Source organism: Metabacillus sp. cB07, assembly GCF_016839225.1.
GTDB lineage: Bacteria > Bacillota > Bacilli > Bacillales > Bacillaceae > Bacillus_P > Bacillus_P indicus.
The window spans coordinates 1,965,848-1,986,744 of record NZ_CP069296.1; the positions used below are offsets into that span (position 1 = coordinate 1,965,848).

Below are 20,897 nucleotides of genomic sequence, written 5' to 3' on the forward strand. Positions count from 1 at the left end.
TTTTTTCTCAATCATTTACTATAGATGTATGTCCTTTCTTAATATTTTATTGTTTTGTTCTTTAAGAACATATATACTATAAAATTGGTATACTCTCACATAAGTGAGGCGGTTTGAAAGGCCTGAAAGGAGACTGTTTTACATGAACGAAAAGCAGCGTCTGGAAAGCTCACAGGTAACGCCTTCGGACAAAAAATCCGAGAAGGATTACAGCAAGTATTTCCAGGCCGTGTACATGCCTCCTTCTTTAAAGGATGCTAAAAAACGCGGTAAAGAAGAAGTGAAATATCAAAATGACTTTAAAATCTCAGAAGAATTCAGAGGCCTCGGCAACGGGAAGAAATTCCTGATCAGAACGTACGGCTGTCAAATGAACGAGCACGATACGGAAGTAATGGCCGGGATTTTTACTGCACTTGGATATGTTGCAACAGCCGAAGCAGAAGATGCTGATGTGATTCTTTTAAATACATGTGCCATCCGTGAAAATGCAGAAAATAAAGTGTTTGGCGAAATCGGCCACTTAAAAGCGCTGAAACGCGAAAAACCGGGTCTCTTAATCGGCGTCTGCGGATGCATGTCCCAGGAAGAATCGGTTGTTAACCGGATTATGAAAAAGCATCAGCATGTGGACATGATCTTCGGCACACATAACATTCACCGCCTGCCAAATATTCTTAGCGATGCCTATATGTCCAAAGAAATGGTCATTGAGGTCTGGTCTAAAGAAGGCGATGTTATTGAAAATCTGCCGCGCGAACGCAAAGGCAAAATTAAAGCATGGGTCAACATTATGTTCGGCTGCGACAAGTTCTGCACATACTGCATCGTTCCGTACACCCGCGGAAAAGAACGAAGCAGACGCCCGGAAGAAATTATTCATGAAGTAAGACAGCTTGCAGCAAGCGGCTATAAAGAAATTACCCTGCTTGGACAAAACGTAAATGCATACGGCAAAGACTTTGAAGACATGGAATACGGACTTGGAGATCTGATGGATGAAATCCGCAAAATCGACGTAGCCCGTGTCCGGTTTACAACAAGCCATCCGCGCGATTTTGATGATCATTTGATTGAGGTCCTTGCAAAAGGCGGAAACCTTCTTGATCATATCCATCTTCCAGTACAGTCTGGAAGCTCGGAAGTGCTGAAGCTGATGGCGCGCAAATACGACCGTGAAAAGTATATGACACTCGTCAAAAAAATTAAGGAAGCGATTCCAACAGCTTCTTTAACAACAGATATCATCGTCGGATTCCCGAACGAAACAGATGAGCAGTTTGAAGAAACGCTCTCTATGTACCGCGAAGTGGAATTTGACAGTGCATACACGTTCATTTACTCTCCGCGCGAAGGGACGCCTGCTGCGAAAATGCAGGATAATGTTCCGATGGAAGTGAAAAAGGCACGCCTGCAAAAACTGAACAAGCTGGTCAATGAGATCTCAGCAAAAAAAATGATGGAATATGAAGGTCAGGTTGTGGAAGTCCTTGTTGAGGGCGAAAGCAAAAACAACCCTGAAGTGCTTGCCGGGTATACATCAAAAAGCAAGCTTGTAAACTTCAGAGGTCCAAAATCAGCAATCGGCGAGATTGTGAAAGTGAAAATTACGAAAGCAAAAACATGGTCTTTAGATGGGGAAATGGCAGAAGAAGCACTAGAGGTGAAATAGGGGGATGACAATGTATACGAAAGAAGAAATCGTAGCCAGAGCACGTGAGCTGGCGCAAATGGTAGCTGATACAAAAGAAGTTGAGTTCTTCAAAAAAGCAGAATCTCAAATTAACGAAAATCAGAAAATCCGCGAAAAAGTAGCAAGCATTAAAAGCCTTCAAAAACAAGCAGTCAATTTTCAGCACTACAGCAAGCAGGAAGCGCTTAAACAAGTAGAAGATAAAATTGACAAACTTCAGGAAGAGCTCGATGAACTTCCGATCATTCAGGAGTTCAAGGAATCTCAAATTGAAGTAAATGATCTGCTCCAGCTGATCGCCGTTACCATATCAAATCATGTAACAGACGAGATTATCCGCACGACAGGCGGAGATCTTCTGAGCGGGGAAACAGGTTCAAAAGTGAACAACTCTAAAGGATCAGCCTGCAGCAGCTGAAAAAAAGTCCTTTCTGTGAAAACAGAAAGGACTTTTTTTGTGTTTAATTATCAAGTTAAATCATGTTCTAAATAATCATACTATCTATCTAATAACTGAATTCCAACAAAAAGCATCTGGAACAGCCGGATATCAAAAAAACGAAAAAATATCTAACTAAACTATGTTCCAAATAATCATATATACAACCCCATCCAGCAAAGGCCAAACCCGCCTTTGCTGAAAACCTCTACTAAAATGAACAGCTATATCATATTTATAGGACGAACAAGATTTTATCCTATATGCCTGCAGTTAAGCCTGAATTGGGTTTTCTTTTAAACTTTTAGGCACATTTCTGGGCGTACACGCATAGAATGAAGTATACCGATTCATGTATTGGCGGTACCTATTATTTATTCCTTTTAAGCAGTAGCACAAACCATACTAGCCCAGCATAGGATTAAATTAAGATGATTGAGGAGGGTATGTACGAATGGCTGAATACAGAGAAATAATCACGAAAGCGGTAGTTGCGAAAGGCAAAAAGTTTACTCAATCCACCCACAGCATTGCTCCTTCGCAAAAGCCGACAAGCATTCTGGGCGGCTGGCTGATCAACCATAAATATGATGCGAAAAAGGTTGGGAAAACAGTCGAGGTAGAAGGTACTTATGACATCAATGTCTGGTATTCGTATGCAGACAATACGAAAACAGAAGTTGTCACAGAAAAAGTTTCATATGTTGACGTCATTAAGCTGAAATATAAAGATAACAACTTTCTTGACGATGAACATGAAGTGATTGCAAAAGTGATGCAGCAGCCTAACTGCATGGAGGTTAACATTTCTCCTAACGGCAACAAAGTTGTCGTTTCAGCTGAGCGTGAGTTTTTAGCAGAGGTTGTCGGAGAAACAAAAGTGGTTGTTGCAATCAACAACGAAGGCTTTGTTGAATCAGAAGAGGACTGGGAAGAGGATCTTGACGATGAGTTTGAAGACCTGAATCCTGAATTTCTTGTAGGCGGAGACGAAGAGTAAGAGGAAACTGGGGAGAATTATCTTCCTGGTTTTTTCTTTGGCAAAATCTCGAGCTTCTAGTATTCCCCAAACCAAAAAAACAGGTTTGTATGCTATAATTAAGGTTGTTTTGAAACGCAAGGTAATGGGGGATTACAATGGCAGCATATACGCCGATGATACAGCAATATTTAAAGATAAAGGCAGAGTATCAGGATGCCTTTTTATTTTTTCGCCTTGGCGACTTTTATGAAATGTTTTTTGAAGATGCAAAGAGAGCATCTGCTGAACTTGAAATCACACTGACGAGCAGAGACGGAGGCAGTGCCGACAGAATTCCAATGTGCGGCGTTCCATATCACTCTGCACCAGGTTATATTGAAACTTTGATCGAGAAAGGCTACAAAGTGGCCATTTGTGAACAGACAGAAGATCCAAAACAGGCTAAAGGCGTTGTGCGCAGAGAAGTAGTGCAGCTGATCACACCGGGAACAGTCATGAACGGCAAAGGCCTTCAGGAAAGAGAAAACAATTACATAGCATCTGTATCCGAATTCTCATCCTGCTACGGATTTGCTGTTACGGATCTGTCTACCGGAGAAAATCAGGTCACTCTTTTAAACGGATTTGATGAAGTGATCAGCGAGATGTATTCTCTGAATGTAAGAGAGCTTGTCGCAGATCCTGATTTTCCTCAGGTGGCACTGAAAAAGGTGACAGAGAGATCGAAAGTGACGATTTCTTTTCAGTCTGCAGAAAAATGGGATGCTTTTGACCCCATAATGGACCACCTGACAGATGACCGGCTGAAAGAGACATTTGGCAGACTGTGCACTTATCTGCAGAAAACGCAGAAAAGAAGCCTCGATCACCTGCAAAAAGTAAAAGTGTACAAGCTTCAGGATTTTATGAAGATCGATATCTATTCAAAAAGAAATCTTGAATTGACAGAAACAATCCGTTCCAAAGGCAAAAAAGGATCGCTCCTATGGCTGCTTGATGAGACGAAAACGGCCATGGGCGGACGGATGCTGAAACAATGGATTGACAGACCGCTGCTGTCTAAAACGGAAATAGAAAGCCGACTCGATACGGTTCAATCGCTCCTAAAATCACTATTTTGAACGCGAGGATCTCAGAGAGAAACTGAAAGAAGTGTACGATCTTGAACGTCTTGCAGGCAGAGTCGCTTTCGGCAGCGTCAATGCAAGGGATTTAATTCAGCTGAAGAAATCACTTCAGCAGGTTCCTGCCATTAAAGAAGTGCTTTCTGGAATTCATCACGAAGCGCTTCGTGAAATAGAGCACAAAATTGATCCTTGCACAGAGCTGTGTGAATTGCTTGACGCGGCACTTGTTGAAAACCCGCCTCTTTCGATAAAAGACGGAAACATTATGAAGGACGGGTTTCATGAACAGCTCGATCAATTCAGGGATGCAAGCAGAAACGGGAAGTCATGGATAGCGGAGCTTGAACAGCAGGAGAGAGTCCGCACAGGCATCAAATCACTGAAAATCGGATACAATCGAGTGTTCGGATACTACATTGAGGTAACCCGGGCTAATGCTCATTTACTTGAAGAGGGAAGATATACACGCAAACAGACACTTACGAATGCTGAACGGTATATTACTCCTGAACTCAAGGAGAAGGAAACACTCATTCTTGAAGCAGAAGAAAAAATGGTTGATATCGAATACCAGCTGTTTACTGAACTGAGAGAACAGGTCAAACACTTTATTCCTAACCTCCAGTCTCTTGCCAAGTGCATAAGCGAACTGGACGTCCTGCAGTGTTTTGCGGTCATCAGTGAAAAGCGCCATTATACAAAACCTGTGTTCTCAGATGGCGAACTGTTCATCAAAGACGGAAGACATCCGGTTGTTGAGAAAGTGATGAATTCACAGGAGTATGTTCCAAATGACTGCTATTTCTCGAACGATCGCGGCATGCTTTTAATTACGGGTCCTAATATGTCCGGTAAAAGCACATATATGAGACAGGTGGCTCTGACGAGTATTCTTGCTCAAATCGGCTGCTTTGTTCCGGCTTCAGAGGCGGTGCTTCCGGTCTTTGACCAGATCTTCACAAGAATTGGGGCTGCCGATGATTTAATATCAGGACAAAGTACATTTATGGTCGAAATGCTTGAAGCCAAAAATGCGATTGTTCATGCGACAGGCAAAAGCCTGATTCTGTTCGATGAGATCGGCAGGGGAACATCCACATATGACGGCATGGCATTGGCCCAGGCAATTATTGAGCATATTCATCACCATATTGGAGCAAAAACACTCTTTTCCACGCACTATCATGAGCTTACAAGTCTTGCAGAAGAACTGCCTATGCTTCAAAACGTTCATGTATCAGCGGTTGAAGAGAATGGGAAAGTTGTGTTTCTTCATAAGATTAAAGAAGGTCCTGCAGATAAAAGCTACGGAATTCATGTGGCAGAACTGGCAGAACTCCCCCAGAACCTGATCAAAAGGGCAAAAGAAATTCTTGAAGGGCTGGAAGGAGAACAAACGAGCAAAGTTCCTGCAGCCGTACAGGAAAATAGGGAAACCTTTGAAAAAACGGATGATGCCCAGCTCTCTTTCTTCAATGAGCAGCCAGCCAGAAAAGAAGGCGGCAGGCAGGCTCCAAAAAAAGATCTTCTTGTGCTTGAGCAAATCCGGGCCATCAATCTGCTTGAAATGACGCCGCTTGATGCAATGAATGAACTGTATCAGCTGCAAAAAAAATTAAAATAGCTGGAAGGTGAATAGGATGGGGAAAATAGTCCGCCTAGACGATTCACTATCAAATAAAATCGCTGCCGGTGAAGTAGTAGAGCGTCCGGCTTCTGTCGTGAAAGAACTGGCAGAAAACAGCATAGATGCCGGAAGCACCGTGATTGAAATTCACGTGGAAGAAGCCGGCCTTGCAAAAATCCGCATTATCGACAATGGGGAAGGCATTCAGCCTGAAGATTGTCTTAATGCTTTTCACAGACATGCGACAAGCAAAATAAAAGATGAGAATGACCTGTTTCGAATCAGAACACTTGGTTTCCGGGGAGAAGCCCTGCCGAGTATCGCTTCCGTATCGCATATTGAGCTCAAAACAAGCACAGGCGACGGAGCAGGAACACGAATGGTTCTCAAAGGCGGAAAAGTGGAAGTTCACGAAGCAGCCTCAAGCAGGAAAGGCAGCGACCTCACTGTCTCTAATCTGTTTTTCAATACACCTGCACGGCTGAAATATGTAAAAACAGTTCATACAGAGCTCGGGAATATAACAGATGTTGTGAACCGTCTGGCTCTGTCCAATCCAAATGTATCATTCAAGCTGACTCATAACGGAAAACAGCTGCTTCATACGAGCGGCAACGGGGACGTGCGTCAGGTCATTGCCGGCATATACGGCCTTCCGATTGCTAAAAAAATGATCCCAATCCACCTTCAGTCCCTTGATTTTGAAGTGACAGGCTTTATATCCCTGCCTGAAATCACAAGGGCCTCGAGGAACTATATTTCTACTATCGTAAACGGAAGGTTCATCAAGAACTACCCGCTTGCAAAAGCGATTCAGCAGGGATACCACACGCTGCTTCCAATCGGCAGGTTTCCCGTTGTTTTCCTGGAGATCAGCATGGATCCGATTCTTGTGGATGTCAATGTGCACCCCGCTAAAATGGAAGTGCGCCTGAGCAAGGAAGCGGAACTGAATGAGCTTATTATAAATGGAATAAAAGAGTCTTTTTCAAAGAAACAGCTGATACCTGATGCTGCCCTGCCGAAACGAAAAGAAAAAGCGGCTGAAGAGCAGCAGTCCTTTATGTTCAGTCATGCTGAAAAGAAGACAGGCATCGGCTCCGATCAGCCGGTCCGAACAGAATCATTTTCCGTACAGGCCTCAAATCCGGTACGGGAAGAGAAGCCTGCTGCCCCTTTTGTGGTAGAAGCGGAGGAAGACTATGCTGCTGATCATGAACCTGAAAGGGATATAGAGCAGCCGGCAGTTGAGGAAGTGCGTTCAGAACAGCTCATCGATCAATCCGGGGAAGAAACCCGCGTGCCGGTTCTTTATCCAATCGGTCAAATGCACGGCACCTACATTCTCGCTCAAAACGATAATGGACTCTATATTATTGATCAGCATGCCGCACAGGAACGAATTAACTATGAATATTTCAAAGAAAAAGTTGGACAGGTAGCTTCAGAAGTTCAGGAACTGTTAGTTCCTATCACGCTGCACTATTCAGCAGATGAAGCAGTCATTCTGGCTGAGAAGATGCCTGAGCTTGCCCAAGTGGGGATCTTCCTTGAGCCTTTCGGCGGGAACAGCTTTATTGTCAGGTCCCACCCTCAGTGGTTTCCAAAAGGCGAAGAGGGAAGCATTATTGAAGAAATCATTCAGGAAGTGCTCGATCACAGGCAGGCGGATATTAAAAAAATCAGAGAAGAAGCAGCCATTATGATGAGCTGCAAAGCAGCGATTAAAGCAAATCATCACCTGCGCCACGATGAAATCTTCGCGCTGCTTGAAACGCTCAGAAAAACAGCCGATCCCTTTACATGTCCTCACGGCAGGCCGATTATTATTCATTACTCAACGTATGAGATGGAAAAGATGTTTAAGCGTATTATGTAAAAGTGAAAAGACAATCATGCCCTGCACAGTTATCTGTGCAGGGCAAACTTTTATACCTATCCCAGAAAAAACGGCACGTCTGCTATCGATTATTTCTCTCAAAAAGAAGTTCGAAAAAGAAACCAGCATAAATAATCACTGAGAATCCGCAGTATTCAATCACTGGATCTGTATTAGGCGTCTGGTTTACCATCATAGTCAGCTCCCTTATCATCTTGACCTAGGGGGCAGCCATTTATCAAGGAATTCAGGCAACTGGCCCTCTGAAATGGTGACTCCTGTATGCCCCTTCTTACTCAATAAAAAAGTCTTGTCTTTACTTGAAGCATGTTCAATAATGGGTCTGCTCTGATTTTCCGAAACGAGCTGATCATCTTCTCCGCAAATAACAAGAAGATTGCAGGAGATGTTTTTAAGTTTAACCTTCCTGTTCATGATGGAGAGTTTACCTTTAATCAGACTGTTCTTCTTTGCTAATTCTAAGACTAAGTCTCTGATAAAAGCACCTGGCATAGGCAAGTATGAGTTTGCCCATTTGTTGAAGCGAATCCATTTTTGTATATAAGCTGGATCATCTGTTCTTCCTAAAAGAGCCAGGTATGGTGAAAAATATACTGGAGAAGTCAGCAGCCGCATTCCTGCTTTGACCTCTGAAGCAGAAATTAATCTGCTCCATTCGGTCATCTGATTAATATCAGTTTCATCCGCTGTTCTTAGTTCAGATAACCATTTGCTATAAACATTTGTTTCTTCAAAATCTATGGGTGCAGCATATAAAATGAGATTTTTTATCTTTTCCTCCGCAATGGAAGCATATATGGCCGCAAGTGTTCCTCCCAAACAATAGCCGATGACTGTTAAGTTCTCAGCTTTTGAATGCAATAGAGTTCTGTTTGCCGCTTTTTGAACGTATTTTGCGACATAATCCTCTAATGAGTCATCTTTATCCTCATAGCCGGGCTCTCCGAATTCAAGTAGATATACATCAAATCCCGCATTCACAAACGACCCAATGACGCTTTTGCCGGGAATGAGATCTAAAATATCCGGTTTATTTACAGGAGAATATATAAGGAATAGAGGTGTGTTAAATTTTCTTGAATGCGTTGGGTAATACCACAGCGTTGTTTTATTTAACTGCCATACAGGATTTCTACTTAAGCCTGTTGGGCTGATCTGTGTCAATTCAGCAGAGCTCCTTTCTTATTTTTTCTTGTTTTGTTGCACAAGACTTTTCATCTCATTAAGCTTTGCATCAATCTCCAGAAGTTTTTCCTCGATAGAATCAATCTTTTCTTCCGTTTTAATCACCAATTTAGCTGTATTTGCTACATCATCTTTGCTTGGAAGGTTATGCGCCGAAGAGAAATTGCCTAATAGTTTCTGCAGTTCTGTTTTTTTCTGGGTGTTGAATACCAATCGACTAAAATCTTTGTCATTAAGTTTTTCCTTAATAGCATGATTGAGATTTGACTCTAACTGAAACCCGGCTTTTTTAACCAAGTCTTTCAATTGCGGATTTTTCTTTTTCCCCATCTTATATCCTCCTTTATAAGTGAAGTAATGAGAAAATACAGGTGAAATCACCTGTATTTTCGAGAGTGAAGTGAAAGGCAGATTCTCTTTGTTCCTGAATCTTATTAATAGATTATGTTCGACAAAAAAATTAGATTGGGTCAATTTATCATGGCAATTGCTCATTTTTTTTAAAAAAATTGGAAGTTCTATTTGCAGAAAAGTCGAAAAATGTGTTTTTGCAGGAGGTTATATCCCCATACGTAAAAATTTGTCGTGAATATGATGGAGTAAACAGGAAGGAGAGATGGTCATGATCAACCGCAAAACAACTGATTTATTTGTCAAAATGCTTCTCGATAAGTATGGATTAGAAACAAAGCTGAAAGCTATTCCGGAGGATAAGAAAAAACCTCTCAGAGACATGGTCACTGAACTGAATAGCCAAGTTGAGGATTTTCTAAGCAATTTAAAATCAAAAACTGAGAAAGGGGGGAAATAACATGGGAAGAAACAGAGTCATTTTTTCTGACTGCGCAGGTACTGAAGAAGTTGCAGGCGAAATGGATATGGGCGGCAGCGGCATTGGAAATGCGAATGGAGTATCTCAAAGAGCAAGACAATCTGTTCAAGCAGGTCAGCGTTCAACTGAGAAAATCAGTATTGTTGATTCTACAGATGTAAATGTACTGACAATTGATGTTCAGGCTGCACTTGCGCTTCAGGCTGCTATTCAAGCTGCAATTGTTCTCATTATCAGACTTTCGTTTGCTGATGATATTGAACAGGCTGACCGCTTCAGTGAAGAATTATTCCAATTCACAAGTATTGATCAAGTAAATGAGCAAGAAATTCTTATCAAAGATTCTCATAACGTTAACGTAGGAGCATTAGATCTGGATCTAGTTATTACAATTCAATTACTAATTCAAGTATTGGCAGCTCTTGCACTAAGCTTAGATATCCTATAAAGCTCGTTTAAAAGGGGTGTTCCTGTTTCTGGGGACACCTTAATACTGTAAAGGGATTGATAATTATAAAAATAGGTAAAAGAATTAGAGAACTAAGAGAAACGAGAGGTATACCATTAGGATGTATGGCTGAAAGTTTAAATCTCTCTGTTTCTCACTTATTATCTATTGAAAGAAATACAAGAAGAGCAACCTCAAATGAGATTGCAGACATTTGTCGCGTGCTTGGTGTAAAAAGATATGAACTATATGCCGATACTATAGATTATTTGTAGCAAAAAGAAGAATGCCGGTTAGGCTTCTTCTTTTACATCAGTCAAACTGACTGCAGCTGCTTCCATACTTAACGACGTCATAAATGGATCTGCCGTCAGACGAATGTGTCTCTGAATACTTAAATGGCAGAAGCGAGAAGAAAACAAAGTAAACAGAAAAATAGACAAACTGATAAAAGAAGATGTGCGGATTCAGCAGCCCTGCATGAATCATAGAATTAACGATAATGATGGAGGCCAGGTTGAAGATGGATCCACCTGCATATACAAGGACGTGTGTCCATTTGCTATCCCATTTCAATCGTTCATACTGACAAAAAGAGTCCAGAAAGTAATATTGATTAATTTGAAGCTTTCCGACTCTGAGCAGAAGTTTTCCTCTCCCTAATGTAAAAAAAGCCTTTCCTCCAAACAACCAGACAAAGACAAAATGCCCAAGCTGATGAATGAAGGCAACGATGGGCAAAACAAAAAAGAAAGCCCAGAAAAAAGTAATCATATCCTCAAGCTGAAACAACGGGCATGCCCCTCTCATTAGAATTACCTTTTAGTTTCCCTGTTTTTCTTTGTTAAAACGGCATATTGAGATATTTATGACCCTCGCTTGCTTTCTTTCATACTTTGATAAAAAGCTTGAAAGGAAGCTGCCTTATGAAGGAAATGAATGTTCGGGAGCCTCTGCCTGTTCCCCATGCTCACTTTTATCAGGGAGTGACAGAGGAACAGGAAGGTCACACGCATGCCCTGCTTGGATTTTCTAAACCTCTCAACGGCACGTCATTTGACAGGCATTACCACTATGTAGAAGGGGTTACCACGTTTGACAACAATCATTATCATCGCTTTTATGTAAAGACCGGACCGCCCATTCCAATGCTTGACGGCACACACTATCATCTGTTTGAGGGGAAAAGTTACAGAAACTACACAGAAGCAGAGCCGACTCAGTTTGGAGGGGTTGTATACTCTCCGCAGCAGAAAAAGGTTCATCAGCATTTGTTCAGCGGAAGAACGAGCGGTCCGATCGGATATTAATCCATTCAGGCCGTTTGAGGGTGCTGATATCTGGAAATAATAAACTGGTATTCAATGATTTAAAGTGATAAGATGTTGAAAAGCGGATATAAAGCAAGAAAGTGTGATTACAGATTGAAGAAAGAAAAACTGCTCGTGATAATTGGACCGACCGCGGTCGGGAAAACAAAGTTGAGCATTGAACTTGCCAAAAGGCTGAACGGTGAAATTATAAGCGGGGACAGCATGCAGATCTACCGCGGGATGGATATTGGGACGGCAAAAGCTGCACCGGATGAAATGGATGGTGTGCGCCATCACCTGATCGATATTAAAGATCCTGATGAGTCGTTTTCCGCCGCTGAATTTCAGGAATTAGCACGTCCACTTATCACCGATATTCACTCAAGAGGCAAGTTTCCAATCATTGCCGGCGGGACAGGCATGTATATTCAGTCTGTTATCTATGATTATCAGTTTACAGAACAGGCATCGGATCCTGAGTACAGGCAGATGCTTGAAGAAGAAGCTGAAGCCAGAGGCAATGAATTCATACACAAGAAACTGTCTGATGCAGATCCGGAATCAGCTCAAAGAATTCATCCGAATAATGTGAGGAGAGTCATCAGGGCTCTTGAAATCTTCCGCTGCACCGGCAAAACGATGACAGAGTTTTTAAACGAACAGGAGAAAGTGCTGCTTTACGACCTTGTCATTGTCGGGTTAACGATGGAGCGAAGCGAGCTCTATGAACGGATTGATCACCGAGTTGATCTTATGATGGAGCAGGGGCTGCTGGCTGAGGCAAAACAACTGCATGAGAATGGAATCCGTGACTGTCAGTCTGTACAGGCCATCGGTTATAAAGAGCTTTTCGCTTATTTTGACGGGAAGTCTTCTCTCGAAGATGCAGTGGATCAGCTGAAACAGAACTCCCGCCGCTATGCGAAGCGCCAGCTTACATGGTTCCGCAACAAAATGGACGTGGAATGGTTTGATGTAAGCAGCCCGCATGATGCAAATGACAGATTCAATGAAATTTTCACTTATATAGCAGGAAAGCTTCAATTAAGCTAGAATACATAAAACATAGAGAAAAGAGGAGGACGAAACATGAAACAAACAGTCAATATCCAAGACCAATTTTTAAACTCAATGCGCAAAGAAAGTACATTTGTAACGGTGTACCTTCTGAACGGATTTCAGCTCAGAGGCCTTGTTAAAGGATTTGACAACTTTACAGTCCTGCTGGAAACAGAAGGCAAGCAGCAGCTGATTTTCAAACATGCGATTTCAACGTTTGCGCCTCAGAAACATGTTTCCCTTGAAATAGAATAGTCAGTTAAAATCAGCCTTCATATGCGGAGGCTGATTTTTTATTTGTCTTGTTTCAAAGAGTCTCCTGATGATCAGGAAATGGATTTATTTCTCGGGAAAGCGCAGAATCCATCAATATTCAGCAATATTCTCTCCGCGGAAAAATAATTTCATCTTTTAGATAGGCATTTGTCACGATTTTGCCCCAAGCAACGTATAGTAATAAAAGAATGTGAGGTGAACATCTTTGGATCAAGCAGTCACATTTAAAAACAACGGGCAAATTAATGTGATTCTTAGCGGCCAGAAAAAGGTCTATCATGAGCGAATCAGCGAAACAGCCACATATGAACTGAAAATCCCCAAAACAGAACCGCAGCATGCCATATTAAATGAAATTGAAGCAGAGCTGAATACGCTTGTAGGCATGGATGAACTGAAGCGGATGATTAAAGAAATTTATGCATGGATTTTTATTAATAAAAAGCGGGAAGAACAGGGGCTGAAAGCAGGAAAACAGTCTCTTCATATGATGTTCAAAGGAAATCCCGGCACAGGGAAAACAACAGTAGCCAGATTGATCGGGAAATTATTTTTCCAGATGAATGTGCTCTCAAAAGGCCATTTAATTGAAGCGGAACGGGCAGATCTTGTGGGAGAATACATTGGACATACCGCACAGAAAACACGGGACCTGATTAAAAAGTCCCTTGGAGGCATTCTTTTTATAGATGAAGCCTATTCCCTTGCCCGCGGGGGAGAAAAGGACTTTGGGAAAGAAGCCATTGACACTCTCGTTAAGCATATGGAAGATAAACAGCATGAATTTGTTCTCATATTGGCGGGCTATTCCAAGGAGATGGATCATTTTCTTTCATTAAATCCCGGCCTGCATTCCAGATTTCCGCTCGTGGTAGATTTTCCGGATTATTCTGTTGAACAGCTGATGGAAATCTCAAAGCGCATGATGAAGGAAAGAGAATATTCATTCAGCAAAGAGGCTGAATGGAAATTCCGCGAGCATCTGAATGACATGAAAACAAACCTTGCCCCGTCAAAATTCTCAAATGGCAGGTATGTCAGAAATATCATTGAAAAATCCATCCGCTCCCAGGCGATGAGACTTCTAACAGCGAATCAATTGGGACGGGACGAACTTGTCACGATCTTGAGTCAGGATCTGGTGATTAAAGAATAAACATAAAGGACAAAAAAAGCCGCGGCTGCGGCTTTTTTCAATGGTGGATGGAGCGGTTTGGAAGCTGCCATTTGTTTGTATAGGAGAGAACTCTGCAAACAACGAGCAGAATAAATAGAGTATAAAGCTGAAAAGGTGACTGGGCCAGATCAAATCCGATAATTAGGCCTGCAAGGACAGCCCACACAGCATAAATTTCTGATCTCAGTACGAGCGGTTTTCTTCCAGCCAGCAAATCCCTGACAATACCGCCGCCGCTTCCTGTCAGTACTGCAGCCACAACAACTGCACTGATCGGATGATTCATCTCAGCAGCATACAGCGCTCCTTGAATAGCGAATGCCGAAAGTCCGATCGCATCGGTGAAATTTCCCCACTTCTGCCAGTGTTTAAGCAGGTTGTTGGGGAATAAAAACACGGTCGTCATGGCAACAAGAGCGATCTGAAAGAGTGTCCCCTGCTCCCATAAAGCCGAAACCGGCACGCCGATGAGAAGATTTCTGATGGCTCCTCCTCCAAATGCGGTGACAATGCCAAGAATATACACCCCGAGAATATCATATTCCTCTTCCATCGCAACAATGGCGCCGCTCACTGCAAAAGCAATTGTGCCGATGATGCTTAATACTTCCCACGTCATATATGTATCCCCTTTTTCATAAATGTCAGATATCTTTAATTAGAAGCGGCTGCATGAAAGCAGCCGTCTTGATTTTATATGCGTATCCGCTTTAATGCAATCCTTTTCTTTTAAAATAGTCTTCGAATCGTTCCTATGTGCGTAAAAACGTAAAGCATTAGTGGATTCTTTGTTTTTTTGGTATGATAAAGAAGCAAAATTATGAGTAAAAGGATGGTACCCGTTTGAAAGAGACAATGAATACCGGGAGTGAAAAAGTCATTCTGGTCGGCTGCCAGCTTCCAAAGACAGAAGATGAAGCGTTCAGTTATACAATGAGCGAGCTTGCCTCCCTTACTAAAACAGCGAACGGAGAAGTGCTCGTCCAGCTGTCGCAGAAGAGAGAGCGCATTCACCCGGCAACATACATAGGCAAAGGCAAAGTTGATGAACTGCTTGCTCTTTCAGAAGAGCTTGAGCCGGACTTAATTATATTTAATGATGAGCTTTCTCCAAGTCAGCAGCGCAATCTGTCGGCTGCCCTTGATGTGAAAATTATTGACCGCACACAGCTGATACTTGATATATTTGCGACGCGGGCAAAATCAAAAGAAGGCAAGCTTCAGGTGGAGCTTGCGCAGCTTCAGTATCTTTTGCCGAGGCTGAGCGGACAGGGAATCAATCTTTCAAGACAGGGCGGCGGAATCGGCACGAGGGGGCCGGGCGAAACGCAGCTTGAAACAGATAGAAGACATATTAGAACCCGCATACATGAAATTAAGATGCAGCTTGCTGCAATTGTCAGCCACCGGAACCGCTATCGTGAAAGAAGAAAGAAAAATCAGGCTTTCCAAGTAGCTCTGGTCGGCTACACAAATGCCGGGAAATCGACATTGTTTAACCGAATTACAGACGCGGGCACATTTGAAGAAGACCTTCTTTTTGCCACACTTGATCCGATGACAAGGAAGATGACACTTCCATCGGGCTATCAGGCTCTTTTAACAGATACGGTAGGATTCATTCAGGATCTGCCGACAACGCTTGTTGCAGCGTTCCGCTCTACACTTGAAGAAGTGAAAGAGGCGGATTTAATTCTGCATGTTGTCGACAGTTCAAATGAAGATTACGTCAATCATGAAAAAACGGTCTATAAACTGCTGGAAGAACTCAAGGTCACGACGATTCCGGTTTTAACGGTATATAACAAGCAAGATAAGCAGTCGGCTGGCTTTGTTCCTTCACCGAAAGGCGAGCATGTGCTGATCAGCGCTTTTTCGGATGCGGACATTGCAAAACTGAAACAGAAGATCCAGTCGTTTTCAATGGAGCTGATGGAAGAATACAGCATTGATGTGCCTGCTTCAGAAGGCAAGCTTCTGGCTTCATTGAAAACAGAAACCATGGTAGGGCACTTTGCCTTTAATGAAGAAGAAAATCATTATGAAATACAGGGACACTTCCTGCCGGGACATGCAGCTTCCGGCCAGATAGAGATGTATAAGAGAAAGGGAAACAAACATGTTTAACCAATTGAAATACGGTGATAAGCTTGCGCAGCTTGCTGCAGAGGCAGAAGAAAAAATCAGAGATACCCACAAAAAAATTGATGAACGAATGGAAATGAACCAGTTCCGGGTTCTTCAAAGCTACAGAGACCATAGAGTGAGCGACTCACATTTTATCCCGACTACAGGATATGGGTATGATGACCATGGAAGGGATACGCTGGAACAGATTTATGCGGATGTTTTCGGCGGGGAGTCAGGGCTTGTAAGGCCGCAGATCATTTCAGGCACCCATGCCATCTCCATTGCCCTGTTTGGAGTGCTCCGTCCATTTGATGAACTTCTATATATAACGGGAAAGCCTTATGATACCCTTGAAGAGATTGTGGGCATCAGAGGAAGCGGCACCGGTTCTCTAAGTGAATTTAAAATCGGCTACCGGGCTGTTGAACTGAAAGAAGACGGCGGCATAGATTATGATGCCGTCGGTGCTGCCATTACAGAAAAGACAAAGATGATCGGCATTCAGCGCTCAAAAGGATATGCCACAAGGCCATCTTATACTCTTGCAGAAATTAAGCAGATGATTGACTTTGTCAAATCCATTAAGCCTGATGTTGTTGTCTTTGTCGACAATTGCTACGGTGAATTTGTTGAAGAGCTTGAACCTTGTCACGTCGGTGCCGATCTTATGGCTGGTTCGCTTATTAAAAATCCGGGCGGCGGACTTGCGAAAACAGGCGGTTATATCGTTGGGCGCAAGGATCTGGTGGAAGCATGCTCCTACCGGATGACATCACCTGGTATTGGGGCTGAGGCAGGCGCGTCCCTCTACAGTCTTCAGGAAATGTATCAGGGATTCTTCCTTGCTCCTCACGTTGTTGCCCAATCTTTAAAAGGTGCAGTGTTTACGGCAGCGATGCTTGAACTTGCAGGGCTTAAAACAAACCCGTCCTGGGATGCAGTCCGCACAGACCTTATTCAATCTGTCCAGTTTGAGCAGTCTGATTTAATGGTTGCGTTTTGCCAGGCCATACAATATGCATCACCGGTCAATTCGCACGTGACGCCATATCCGAGCTATATGCCGGGTTATGAGAACGATGTCATAATGGCTGCAGGAACTTTTGTACAGGGAGCAAGCATAGAACTCTCTGCAGACGGGCCGCTGCGTCCCCCGTATACAGCTTATGTGCAGGGCGGATTAACGTATTCTCATGTGAAAATTGCCATCTGTTCTGCTCTTGATCATCTTTTGGACAAGAATTTAATTCGTCTGTAATCGGATATAAATCCAAATGTCATTTTTCCTAACATAGTGTTGACGCATTATATGACATGGAATATAATAAGATTAAGTTAAGAAAAGGAGGGAATACAATGGGTGATACGATTCGACGCTCGATGCCCTTATTCCCGATCGGAATTGTCATGCAGCTGACAGAACTCTCTGCCAGGCAAATTCGATATTATGAAGAAAACGGCTTGATTTTCCCTGCAAGAACAGAAGGGAACAGACGCCTATTTTCATTTAATGATGTAGATACGCTTCTTGAAATAAGAAGCCTTATCGAACAAGGCATTAACATGGCCGGCATCAAGCAGATTTTTTCTTCTAAGGATAAAAGTATGGAACGCGAAGAAGAAGGCCAGCCTAAAAAAGTGGAAAAACCGGATCTGACCGACGCTGAACTCAGAAAGCTGCTGAAAGCTGAACTGATGCAGGCCGGAAGGTTCCAGAGATCATCGCTCAGACAGGGTGACATGTCTAGATTTTTCCATTAATTAACGCAGCTTCACTTTATTTTTCACAATAAATATTACTTAGTATTGTTAGGAGAGGATTTTCACAATGGCAAAGTATTCGAGAGAAGATATTGTACGCTTAGTACAAGAAGAAAACGTAAAATACATCAGACTGCAGTTCACGGACATCCTTGGAACAATCAAAAACGTAGAAATTCCTGCAAGCCAGCTTGAAAAAGCACTTGACAACAAATGCATGTTTGACGGATCTTCAATTGAAGGATTTGTCCGCATTGAAGAATCTGACATGTATCTGTATCCTGATCTTGATACGTTTGTTATTTTCCCTTGGACATCTGAAAAAGGCAAAGTTGCACGTTTCATCTGCGACATCTACAGCCCGGACGGCACACCATTTGATGGAGATCCGCGCAACAACTTAAGACGTATGCTGAAAGAAATGGAAGACCTTGGATTCACTGACTTCAACCTTGGGCCTGAGCCGGAATTCTTCCTTTTCAAGCTTGACGAAAAAGGAGAACCAACTCTTGAGCTGAACGATCACGGCGGCTACTTCGACCTTGCTCCGACTGACCTTGGAGAAAACTGCAGACGTGACATCGTGCTTGAGCTTGAAGAAATGGGCTTTGAAATTGAAGCATCTCACCATGAGGTAGCTCCTGGCCAGCATGAAATCGACTTCAAATATGCCGGTGCAGTAAAAGCTTGTGATGATATCCAAACATTCAAACTTGTTGTTAAAACAATTGCGCGCAAACACGGATTGCATGCTACATTCATGCCGAAGCCGCTGTTTGGAGTAAATGGATCTGGAATGCACATGAACCTCTCTCTTTTCAAAGACGGAGTGAACTCATTCTATGACAAAAACAGTGAACTTGAGCTGAGCGAAACAGCGAGACATTTCATTGCCGGCGTAATCAAGCATGCACCAAACTTTACAGCTGTTACGAATCCGACAGTTAACTCATATAAACGTCTAGTACCTGGCTACGAGGCACCATGCTATGTTGCCTGGTCTGCACAAAACAGAAGCCCGCTTATCCGTATCCCTGCTTCACGCGGACTAAGCACACGCGTAGAAGTGCGCAGTGTTGACCCTTCTGCAAACCCGTACCTTGCAATGAGCGTATTGCTTGCTGCTGGTCTTGACGGCATTAAAAACAAACTTGCTGCTCCAAAACCGATTGACCGCAACATCTATGTCATGACGAAAGAAGAGCGTGTTGAGAATGGAATCGTAGATCTTCCTGCAACATTAGCACAGGCTCTTGATCTTCTGAAAACAGACGAAGTAATCATCAACGCACTTGGCGAGCATTTGTTTGAGCATTTTGTAGAAGCGAAAGAAATCGAATGGGATATGTTCCGCACTCAAGTTCACCCATGGGAACGCGAGCAGTACATGTCTCAATACTAAGAATCACACTCAAAAACCTCAGCTGTCTGCTGAGGTTTTTTTGCACAATCAAGCTTTTTAGTCAATTCCATCTGATTTTCTTTTTTGAAGATAGTCCTTCAGCAGCCTCATTATGGCTATTACGGCAAGTATGGAACCAACTGCAATCCCGGATAAAGCGACCACGAGTGAAATGTATTCAAAAATAGAGTAATTTGCAAGCTTGTTCCAGCTTATGCTGCCTTTCCAGTCCTCAATGACAAGGTTCATGCCATAGATTCCGGAAATAACCGTATAAGTAGTAAGGATCAGCAGCAGGGAATTGTGGCGTTTGCTGGCCAGCTTCTCCTGGTTTTGATAAAGACTGTCCATCGTATTCTTCACTTCTTTATAGAGGGTCTCAATTTTGAACCTGTCTTTCATCATAACAGAAAGCTCCTGGCCTTCCGTTCTGCTGCTGATTTCTGAAAAGATATACTTAGCGGTGAAATTAGCAATCGAGCGGATCAGACCTTCCATTTTATCCTGTTTCTGATCAATGTAGAGCTGTGAATAGCTGTATGAAAGCTTTAGAAGAACAATTTTATAGAAAAGATGCAGGATGAGATTGTAGTAGAGCTGTCCAACCATTTCTTCCGCGGTCACGTTCTCCTGACCCACATCATTCGTAATTTTAGTGAATGTATGATCACTCACAACGTGAAAGCTGCCGGGTGACCACCTGTCGTAAATGTGATCCTTAAGATAGTGGTCTATATATGCGGAATTGCTTGCGGACATATACGGCCTGCCGTTTTGATCATAGCCATTTATGTGGCCTATTCGAAAAAGAGTATCCGAAGAAATCTCTGCGTCCTTTTCTGTCAAAAGATAACTGCTGACAAACATTCTCTCGTCAATAAAGTAGGGAAGGCTTCCAAGGTAAGTTGACTGGCTGTTTTCACTTTTTTCTATATACGGGACAACAGAGGGGCACAGCTCTTCAAAAATAAAATCCTGAATCTTTTCGTAAGTGCCCTGTCCTGAATGAAGAACAGTTCCTTTTTCTTCTGTAATAAATGGTTCAAGAACCCTGAAGTGATCCATAAAATCGAGTGCATCGCTCAGTGACCATGTATTGCTGTTTGATGTCAGCTCTGTCCTTATGGTGATCATTCCGACAGAAAAAGGGCATATATACAGATCGATTGAGTGGACATTGAAAGAATATTCATTTACAGCTGTACGAAGCGTGCATTTTCTGTCAAAGGATTTTGAGTATCGATTTATAGCCTTATCCTGATGCTGATCCGGAAAGAGAATCTGTTCTATGTACGGCATAAAATAATGTTTCAGGCGTTTATGGGGAAGACTTGTTTTCTCTCCGTAAAATTTTGTCTGCTGGGCGCTGCTGTTAATGCTGAAAAATTCAAATCCGTTCGCCTTAAGTTCATCAGTCAGCTGGGAGATGCAGTCGCTGTCCCATGAAAAAGGAAAAATAAATTGGGCATTCGCCCGCAGAATGGCCGGTTCTTTTGTCATAGGCACCCTCTCATCTTTTTTTCATTATTATGTTCCCCTGAGAGAA

20 protein-coding genes and 1 pseudogene are annotated in these 20,897 nt (G+C 42.7%); 16 read left to right on the plus strand and 5 right to left on the minus strand.

The genetic code is table 11. The features are described 5' to 3' along the window. The first annotated feature begins 142 nt into the window (after nt 1-142). The 5 genes and pseudogenes from miaB (at nt 143) to mutL (ending at nt 7,747) form a co-directional block, all read left to right on the plus strand. Nucleotides 143-1,672 (plus strand): tRNA (N6-isopentenyl adenosine(37)-C2)-methylthiotransferase MiaB, encoded by a 1,530-nt coding sequence (miaB, locus tag JOJ89_RS09840; protein WP_203290183.1) that lies wholly within the window; start codon nt 143-145, stop codon nt 1,670-1,672. A gap of 4 nt (nt 1,673-1,676) precedes the next feature. Then, the gene (locus JOJ89_RS09845) at nt 1,677-2,111 is read left to right on the plus strand and encodes a YlbF/YmcA family competence regulator (RefSeq protein ID WP_029565650.1); all 435 of its coding nucleotides are present in this window, start codon (nt 1,677-1,679) and stop codon (nt 2,109-2,111) included. 475 nt (nt 2,112-2,586) lie between these two features. Further along, complete coding sequence (cotE, locus tag JOJ89_RS09850; RefSeq protein WP_203290184.1) at nt 2,587-3,132, plus strand: outer spore coat protein CotE; 546 nt, start codon at nt 2,587-2,589, stop codon at nt 3,130-3,132. A gap of 137 nt (nt 3,133-3,269) precedes the next feature. Continuing rightward, nucleotides 3,270-5,865, plus strand: a pseudogene (gene mutS / locus JOJ89_RS09855) (DNA mismatch repair protein MutS). 16 nt (nt 5,866-5,881) lie between these two features. Then, nucleotides 5,882-7,747: a DNA mismatch repair endonuclease MutL gene (mutL, locus tag JOJ89_RS09860; RefSeq protein ID WP_029281166.1), complete on the plus strand. Its 1,866-nt coding sequence runs from the start codon at nt 5,882-5,884 to the stop codon at nt 7,745-7,747. Between the two features lie 210 nt (nt 7,748-7,957). On the opposite strand, the gene JOJ89_RS09865 is transcribed toward mutL, so the two are convergent. After that, nucleotides 7,958-8,932, minus strand: a complete 975-nt coding sequence (locus JOJ89_RS09865; RefSeq protein WP_035206531.1) for an alpha/beta fold hydrolase — start codon at nt 8,930-8,932, stop codon at nt 7,958-7,960. Between the two features lie 18 nt (nt 8,933-8,950). Continuing rightward, a complete protein-coding gene (locus JOJ89_RS09870; RefSeq protein ID WP_029281163.1) occupies nt 8,951-9,283 on the minus strand; it encodes a hypothetical protein in 333 nt (110 codons plus the stop codon). A 292-nt stretch (nt 9,284-9,575) separates the two neighbouring features. Here JOJ89_RS09870 and JOJ89_RS09875 point away from each other — a divergent pair, with 292 nt between their 5' ends. The 3 genes from JOJ89_RS09875 to JOJ89_RS21385 are packed head-to-tail and all read left to right on the plus strand — an operon-like array spanning nt 9,576 to nt 10,508. Next, nucleotides 9,576-9,764, plus strand: coding sequence for a hypothetical protein (locus tag JOJ89_RS09875; RefSeq protein WP_029281161.1), 189 nt, complete (start codon nt 9,576-9,578; stop codon nt 9,762-9,764). Nucleotide 9,765: 1 nt separating this feature from the next. Continuing rightward, nucleotides 9,766-10,233 carry a spore coat protein gene (locus JOJ89_RS09880; RefSeq protein WP_051827089.1) on the plus strand — a complete coding sequence of 156 codons (468 nt, stop codon included), beginning with the start codon at nt 9,766-9,768 and terminating at the stop codon, nt 10,231-10,233. Nucleotides 10,234-10,289: 56 nt separating this feature from the next. Further along, nucleotides 10,290-10,508: a helix-turn-helix domain-containing protein gene (locus JOJ89_RS21385; protein ID WP_139015475.1), complete on the plus strand. Its 219-nt coding sequence runs from the start codon at nt 10,290-10,292 to the stop codon at nt 10,506-10,508. 37 nt (nt 10,509-10,545) lie between these two features. Here JOJ89_RS21385 and JOJ89_RS09890 read toward each other — a convergent pair whose 3' ends face one another. Next, on the minus strand, nt 10,546-11,025 hold the full coding sequence (locus tag JOJ89_RS09890; protein WP_029565654.1) for a hypothetical protein: 480 nt from the start codon (nt 11,023-11,025) through the stop codon (nt 10,546-10,548). A gap of 134 nt (nt 11,026-11,159) precedes the next feature. Between JOJ89_RS09890 and JOJ89_RS09895 the strand changes: the two genes are divergently transcribed. The 4 genes from JOJ89_RS09895 to spoVK all read left to right on the plus strand — a co-directional run bounded on the left by JOJ89_RS09895 (nt 11,160) and on the right by spoVK (nt 14,037). Next, nucleotides 11,160-11,543, plus strand: coding sequence for a YmaF family protein (locus tag JOJ89_RS09895; protein ID WP_051827090.1), 384 nt, complete (start codon nt 11,160-11,162; stop codon nt 11,541-11,543). Nucleotides 11,544-11,657: 114 nt separating this feature from the next. After that, nucleotides 11,658-12,599, plus strand: a complete 942-nt coding sequence (gene miaA, locus JOJ89_RS09900) for a tRNA (adenosine(37)-N6)-dimethylallyltransferase MiaA (protein ID WP_203290185.1) — start codon at nt 11,658-11,660, stop codon at nt 12,597-12,599. Nucleotides 12,600-12,635: 36 nt separating this feature from the next. Then, nucleotides 12,636-12,860 (plus strand): RNA chaperone Hfq, encoded by a 225-nt coding sequence (hfq, locus tag JOJ89_RS09905; protein ID WP_029281151.1) that lies wholly within the window; start codon nt 12,636-12,638, stop codon nt 12,858-12,860. Between the two features lie 226 nt (nt 12,861-13,086). After that, nucleotides 13,087-14,037, plus strand: coding sequence for a stage V sporulation protein K (spoVK, locus tag JOJ89_RS09910; protein ID WP_029281149.1), 951 nt, complete (start codon nt 13,087-13,089; stop codon nt 14,035-14,037). Between the two features lie 37 nt (nt 14,038-14,074). Here the strand turns inward: spoVK and JOJ89_RS09915 are convergent, their stop codons facing one another. Then, nucleotides 14,075-14,677, minus strand: coding sequence for a trimeric intracellular cation channel family protein (locus JOJ89_RS09915; protein ID WP_029565657.1), 603 nt, complete (start codon nt 14,675-14,677; stop codon nt 14,075-14,077). Between the two features lie 236 nt (nt 14,678-14,913). Here JOJ89_RS09915 and hflX point away from each other — a divergent pair, with 236 nt between their 5' ends. The 4 genes from hflX to glnA all read left to right on the plus strand — a co-directional run bounded on the left by hflX (nt 14,914) and on the right by glnA (nt 19,351). Beyond that, nucleotides 14,914-16,185 (plus strand): GTPase HflX, encoded by a 1,272-nt coding sequence (gene hflX / locus JOJ89_RS09920; protein ID WP_029565658.1) that lies wholly within the window; start codon nt 14,914-14,916, stop codon nt 16,183-16,185. Further along, nucleotides 16,178-17,446, plus strand: coding sequence for a methionine gamma-lyase family protein (locus JOJ89_RS09925; RefSeq protein WP_203290186.1), 1,269 nt, complete (start codon nt 16,178-16,180; stop codon nt 17,444-17,446). The genes hflX and JOJ89_RS09925 overlap by 8 nt, the downstream gene beginning before the upstream one ends. 98 nt (nt 17,447-17,544) lie before the next feature. After that, nucleotides 17,545-17,949 (plus strand): MerR family transcriptional regulator, encoded by a 405-nt coding sequence (locus JOJ89_RS09930; RefSeq protein WP_029281141.1) that lies wholly within the window; start codon nt 17,545-17,547, stop codon nt 17,947-17,949. A 67-nt stretch (nt 17,950-18,016) separates the two neighbouring features. Then, complete coding sequence (gene glnA / locus JOJ89_RS09935) at nt 18,017-19,351, plus strand: type I glutamate--ammonia ligase (protein WP_029281139.1); 1,335 nt, start codon at nt 18,017-18,019, stop codon at nt 19,349-19,351. A gap of 57 nt (nt 19,352-19,408) precedes the next feature. Here glnA and JOJ89_RS09940 read toward each other — a convergent pair whose 3' ends face one another. Then, on the minus strand, nt 19,409-20,851 hold the full coding sequence (locus tag JOJ89_RS09940) for a magnesium transporter CorA family protein (RefSeq protein WP_203290187.1): 1,443 nt from the start codon (nt 20,849-20,851) through the stop codon (nt 19,409-19,411). Nucleotides 20,852-20,897: the final 46 nt, after the last annotated feature.

Bases quoted from the DNA above. Each gene is read 5' to 3' on its own strand.
- miaB (WP_203290183.1), top strand. From the start codon at position 143: ATGAACGAAAAGCAGCGTCTGGAAAGCTCACAGGTAACGCCTTCGGAC.
- JOJ89_RS09845 (WP_029565650.1), top strand. From the start codon at position 1,677: ATGACAATGTATACGAAAGAAGAAATCGTAGCCAGAGCACGTGAGCTG.
- cotE (WP_203290184.1), top strand. From the start codon at position 2,587: ATGGCTGAATACAGAGAAATAATCACGAAAGCGGTAGTTGCGAAAGGC.
- mutL (WP_029281166.1), top strand. From the start codon at position 5,882: ATGGGGAAAATAGTCCGCCTAGACGATTCACTATCAAATAAAATCGCT.
- JOJ89_RS09870 (WP_029281163.1), bottom strand. From the start codon at position 9,283: ATGGGGAAAAAGAAAAATCCGCAATTGAAAGACTTGGTTAAAAAAGCC.
- JOJ89_RS09875 (WP_029281161.1), top strand. From the start codon at position 9,576: ATGATCAACCGCAAAACAACTGATTTATTTGTCAAAATGCTTCTCGAT.
- JOJ89_RS09880 (WP_051827089.1), top strand. From the start codon at position 9,766: ATGGGAAGAAACAGAGTCATTTTTTCTGACTGCGCAGGTACTGAAGAA.
- JOJ89_RS09895 (WP_051827090.1), top strand. From the start codon at position 11,160: ATGAAGGAAATGAATGTTCGGGAGCCTCTGCCTGTTCCCCATGCTCAC.
- hfq (WP_029281151.1), top strand. From the start codon at position 12,636: ATGAAACAAACAGTCAATATCCAAGACCAATTTTTAAACTCAATGCGC.
- JOJ89_RS09915 (WP_029565657.1), bottom strand. From the start codon at position 14,677: ATGACGTGGGAAGTATTAAGCATCATCGGCACAATTGCTTTTGCAGTG.
- hflX (WP_029565658.1), top strand. From the start codon at position 14,914: ATGAATACCGGGAGTGAAAAAGTCATTCTGGTCGGCTGCCAGCTTCCA.
- JOJ89_RS09925 (WP_203290186.1), top strand. From the start codon at position 16,178: ATGTTTAACCAATTGAAATACGGTGATAAGCTTGCGCAGCTTGCTGCA.
- JOJ89_RS09930 (WP_029281141.1), top strand. From the start codon at position 17,545: ATGGGTGATACGATTCGACGCTCGATGCCCTTATTCCCGATCGGAATT.
- glnA (WP_029281139.1), top strand. From the start codon at position 18,017: ATGGCAAAGTATTCGAGAGAAGATATTGTACGCTTAGTACAAGAAGAA.
- JOJ89_RS09940 (WP_203290187.1), bottom strand. From the start codon at position 20,851: ATGACAAAAGAACCGGCCATTCTGCGGGCGAATGCCCAATTTATTTTT.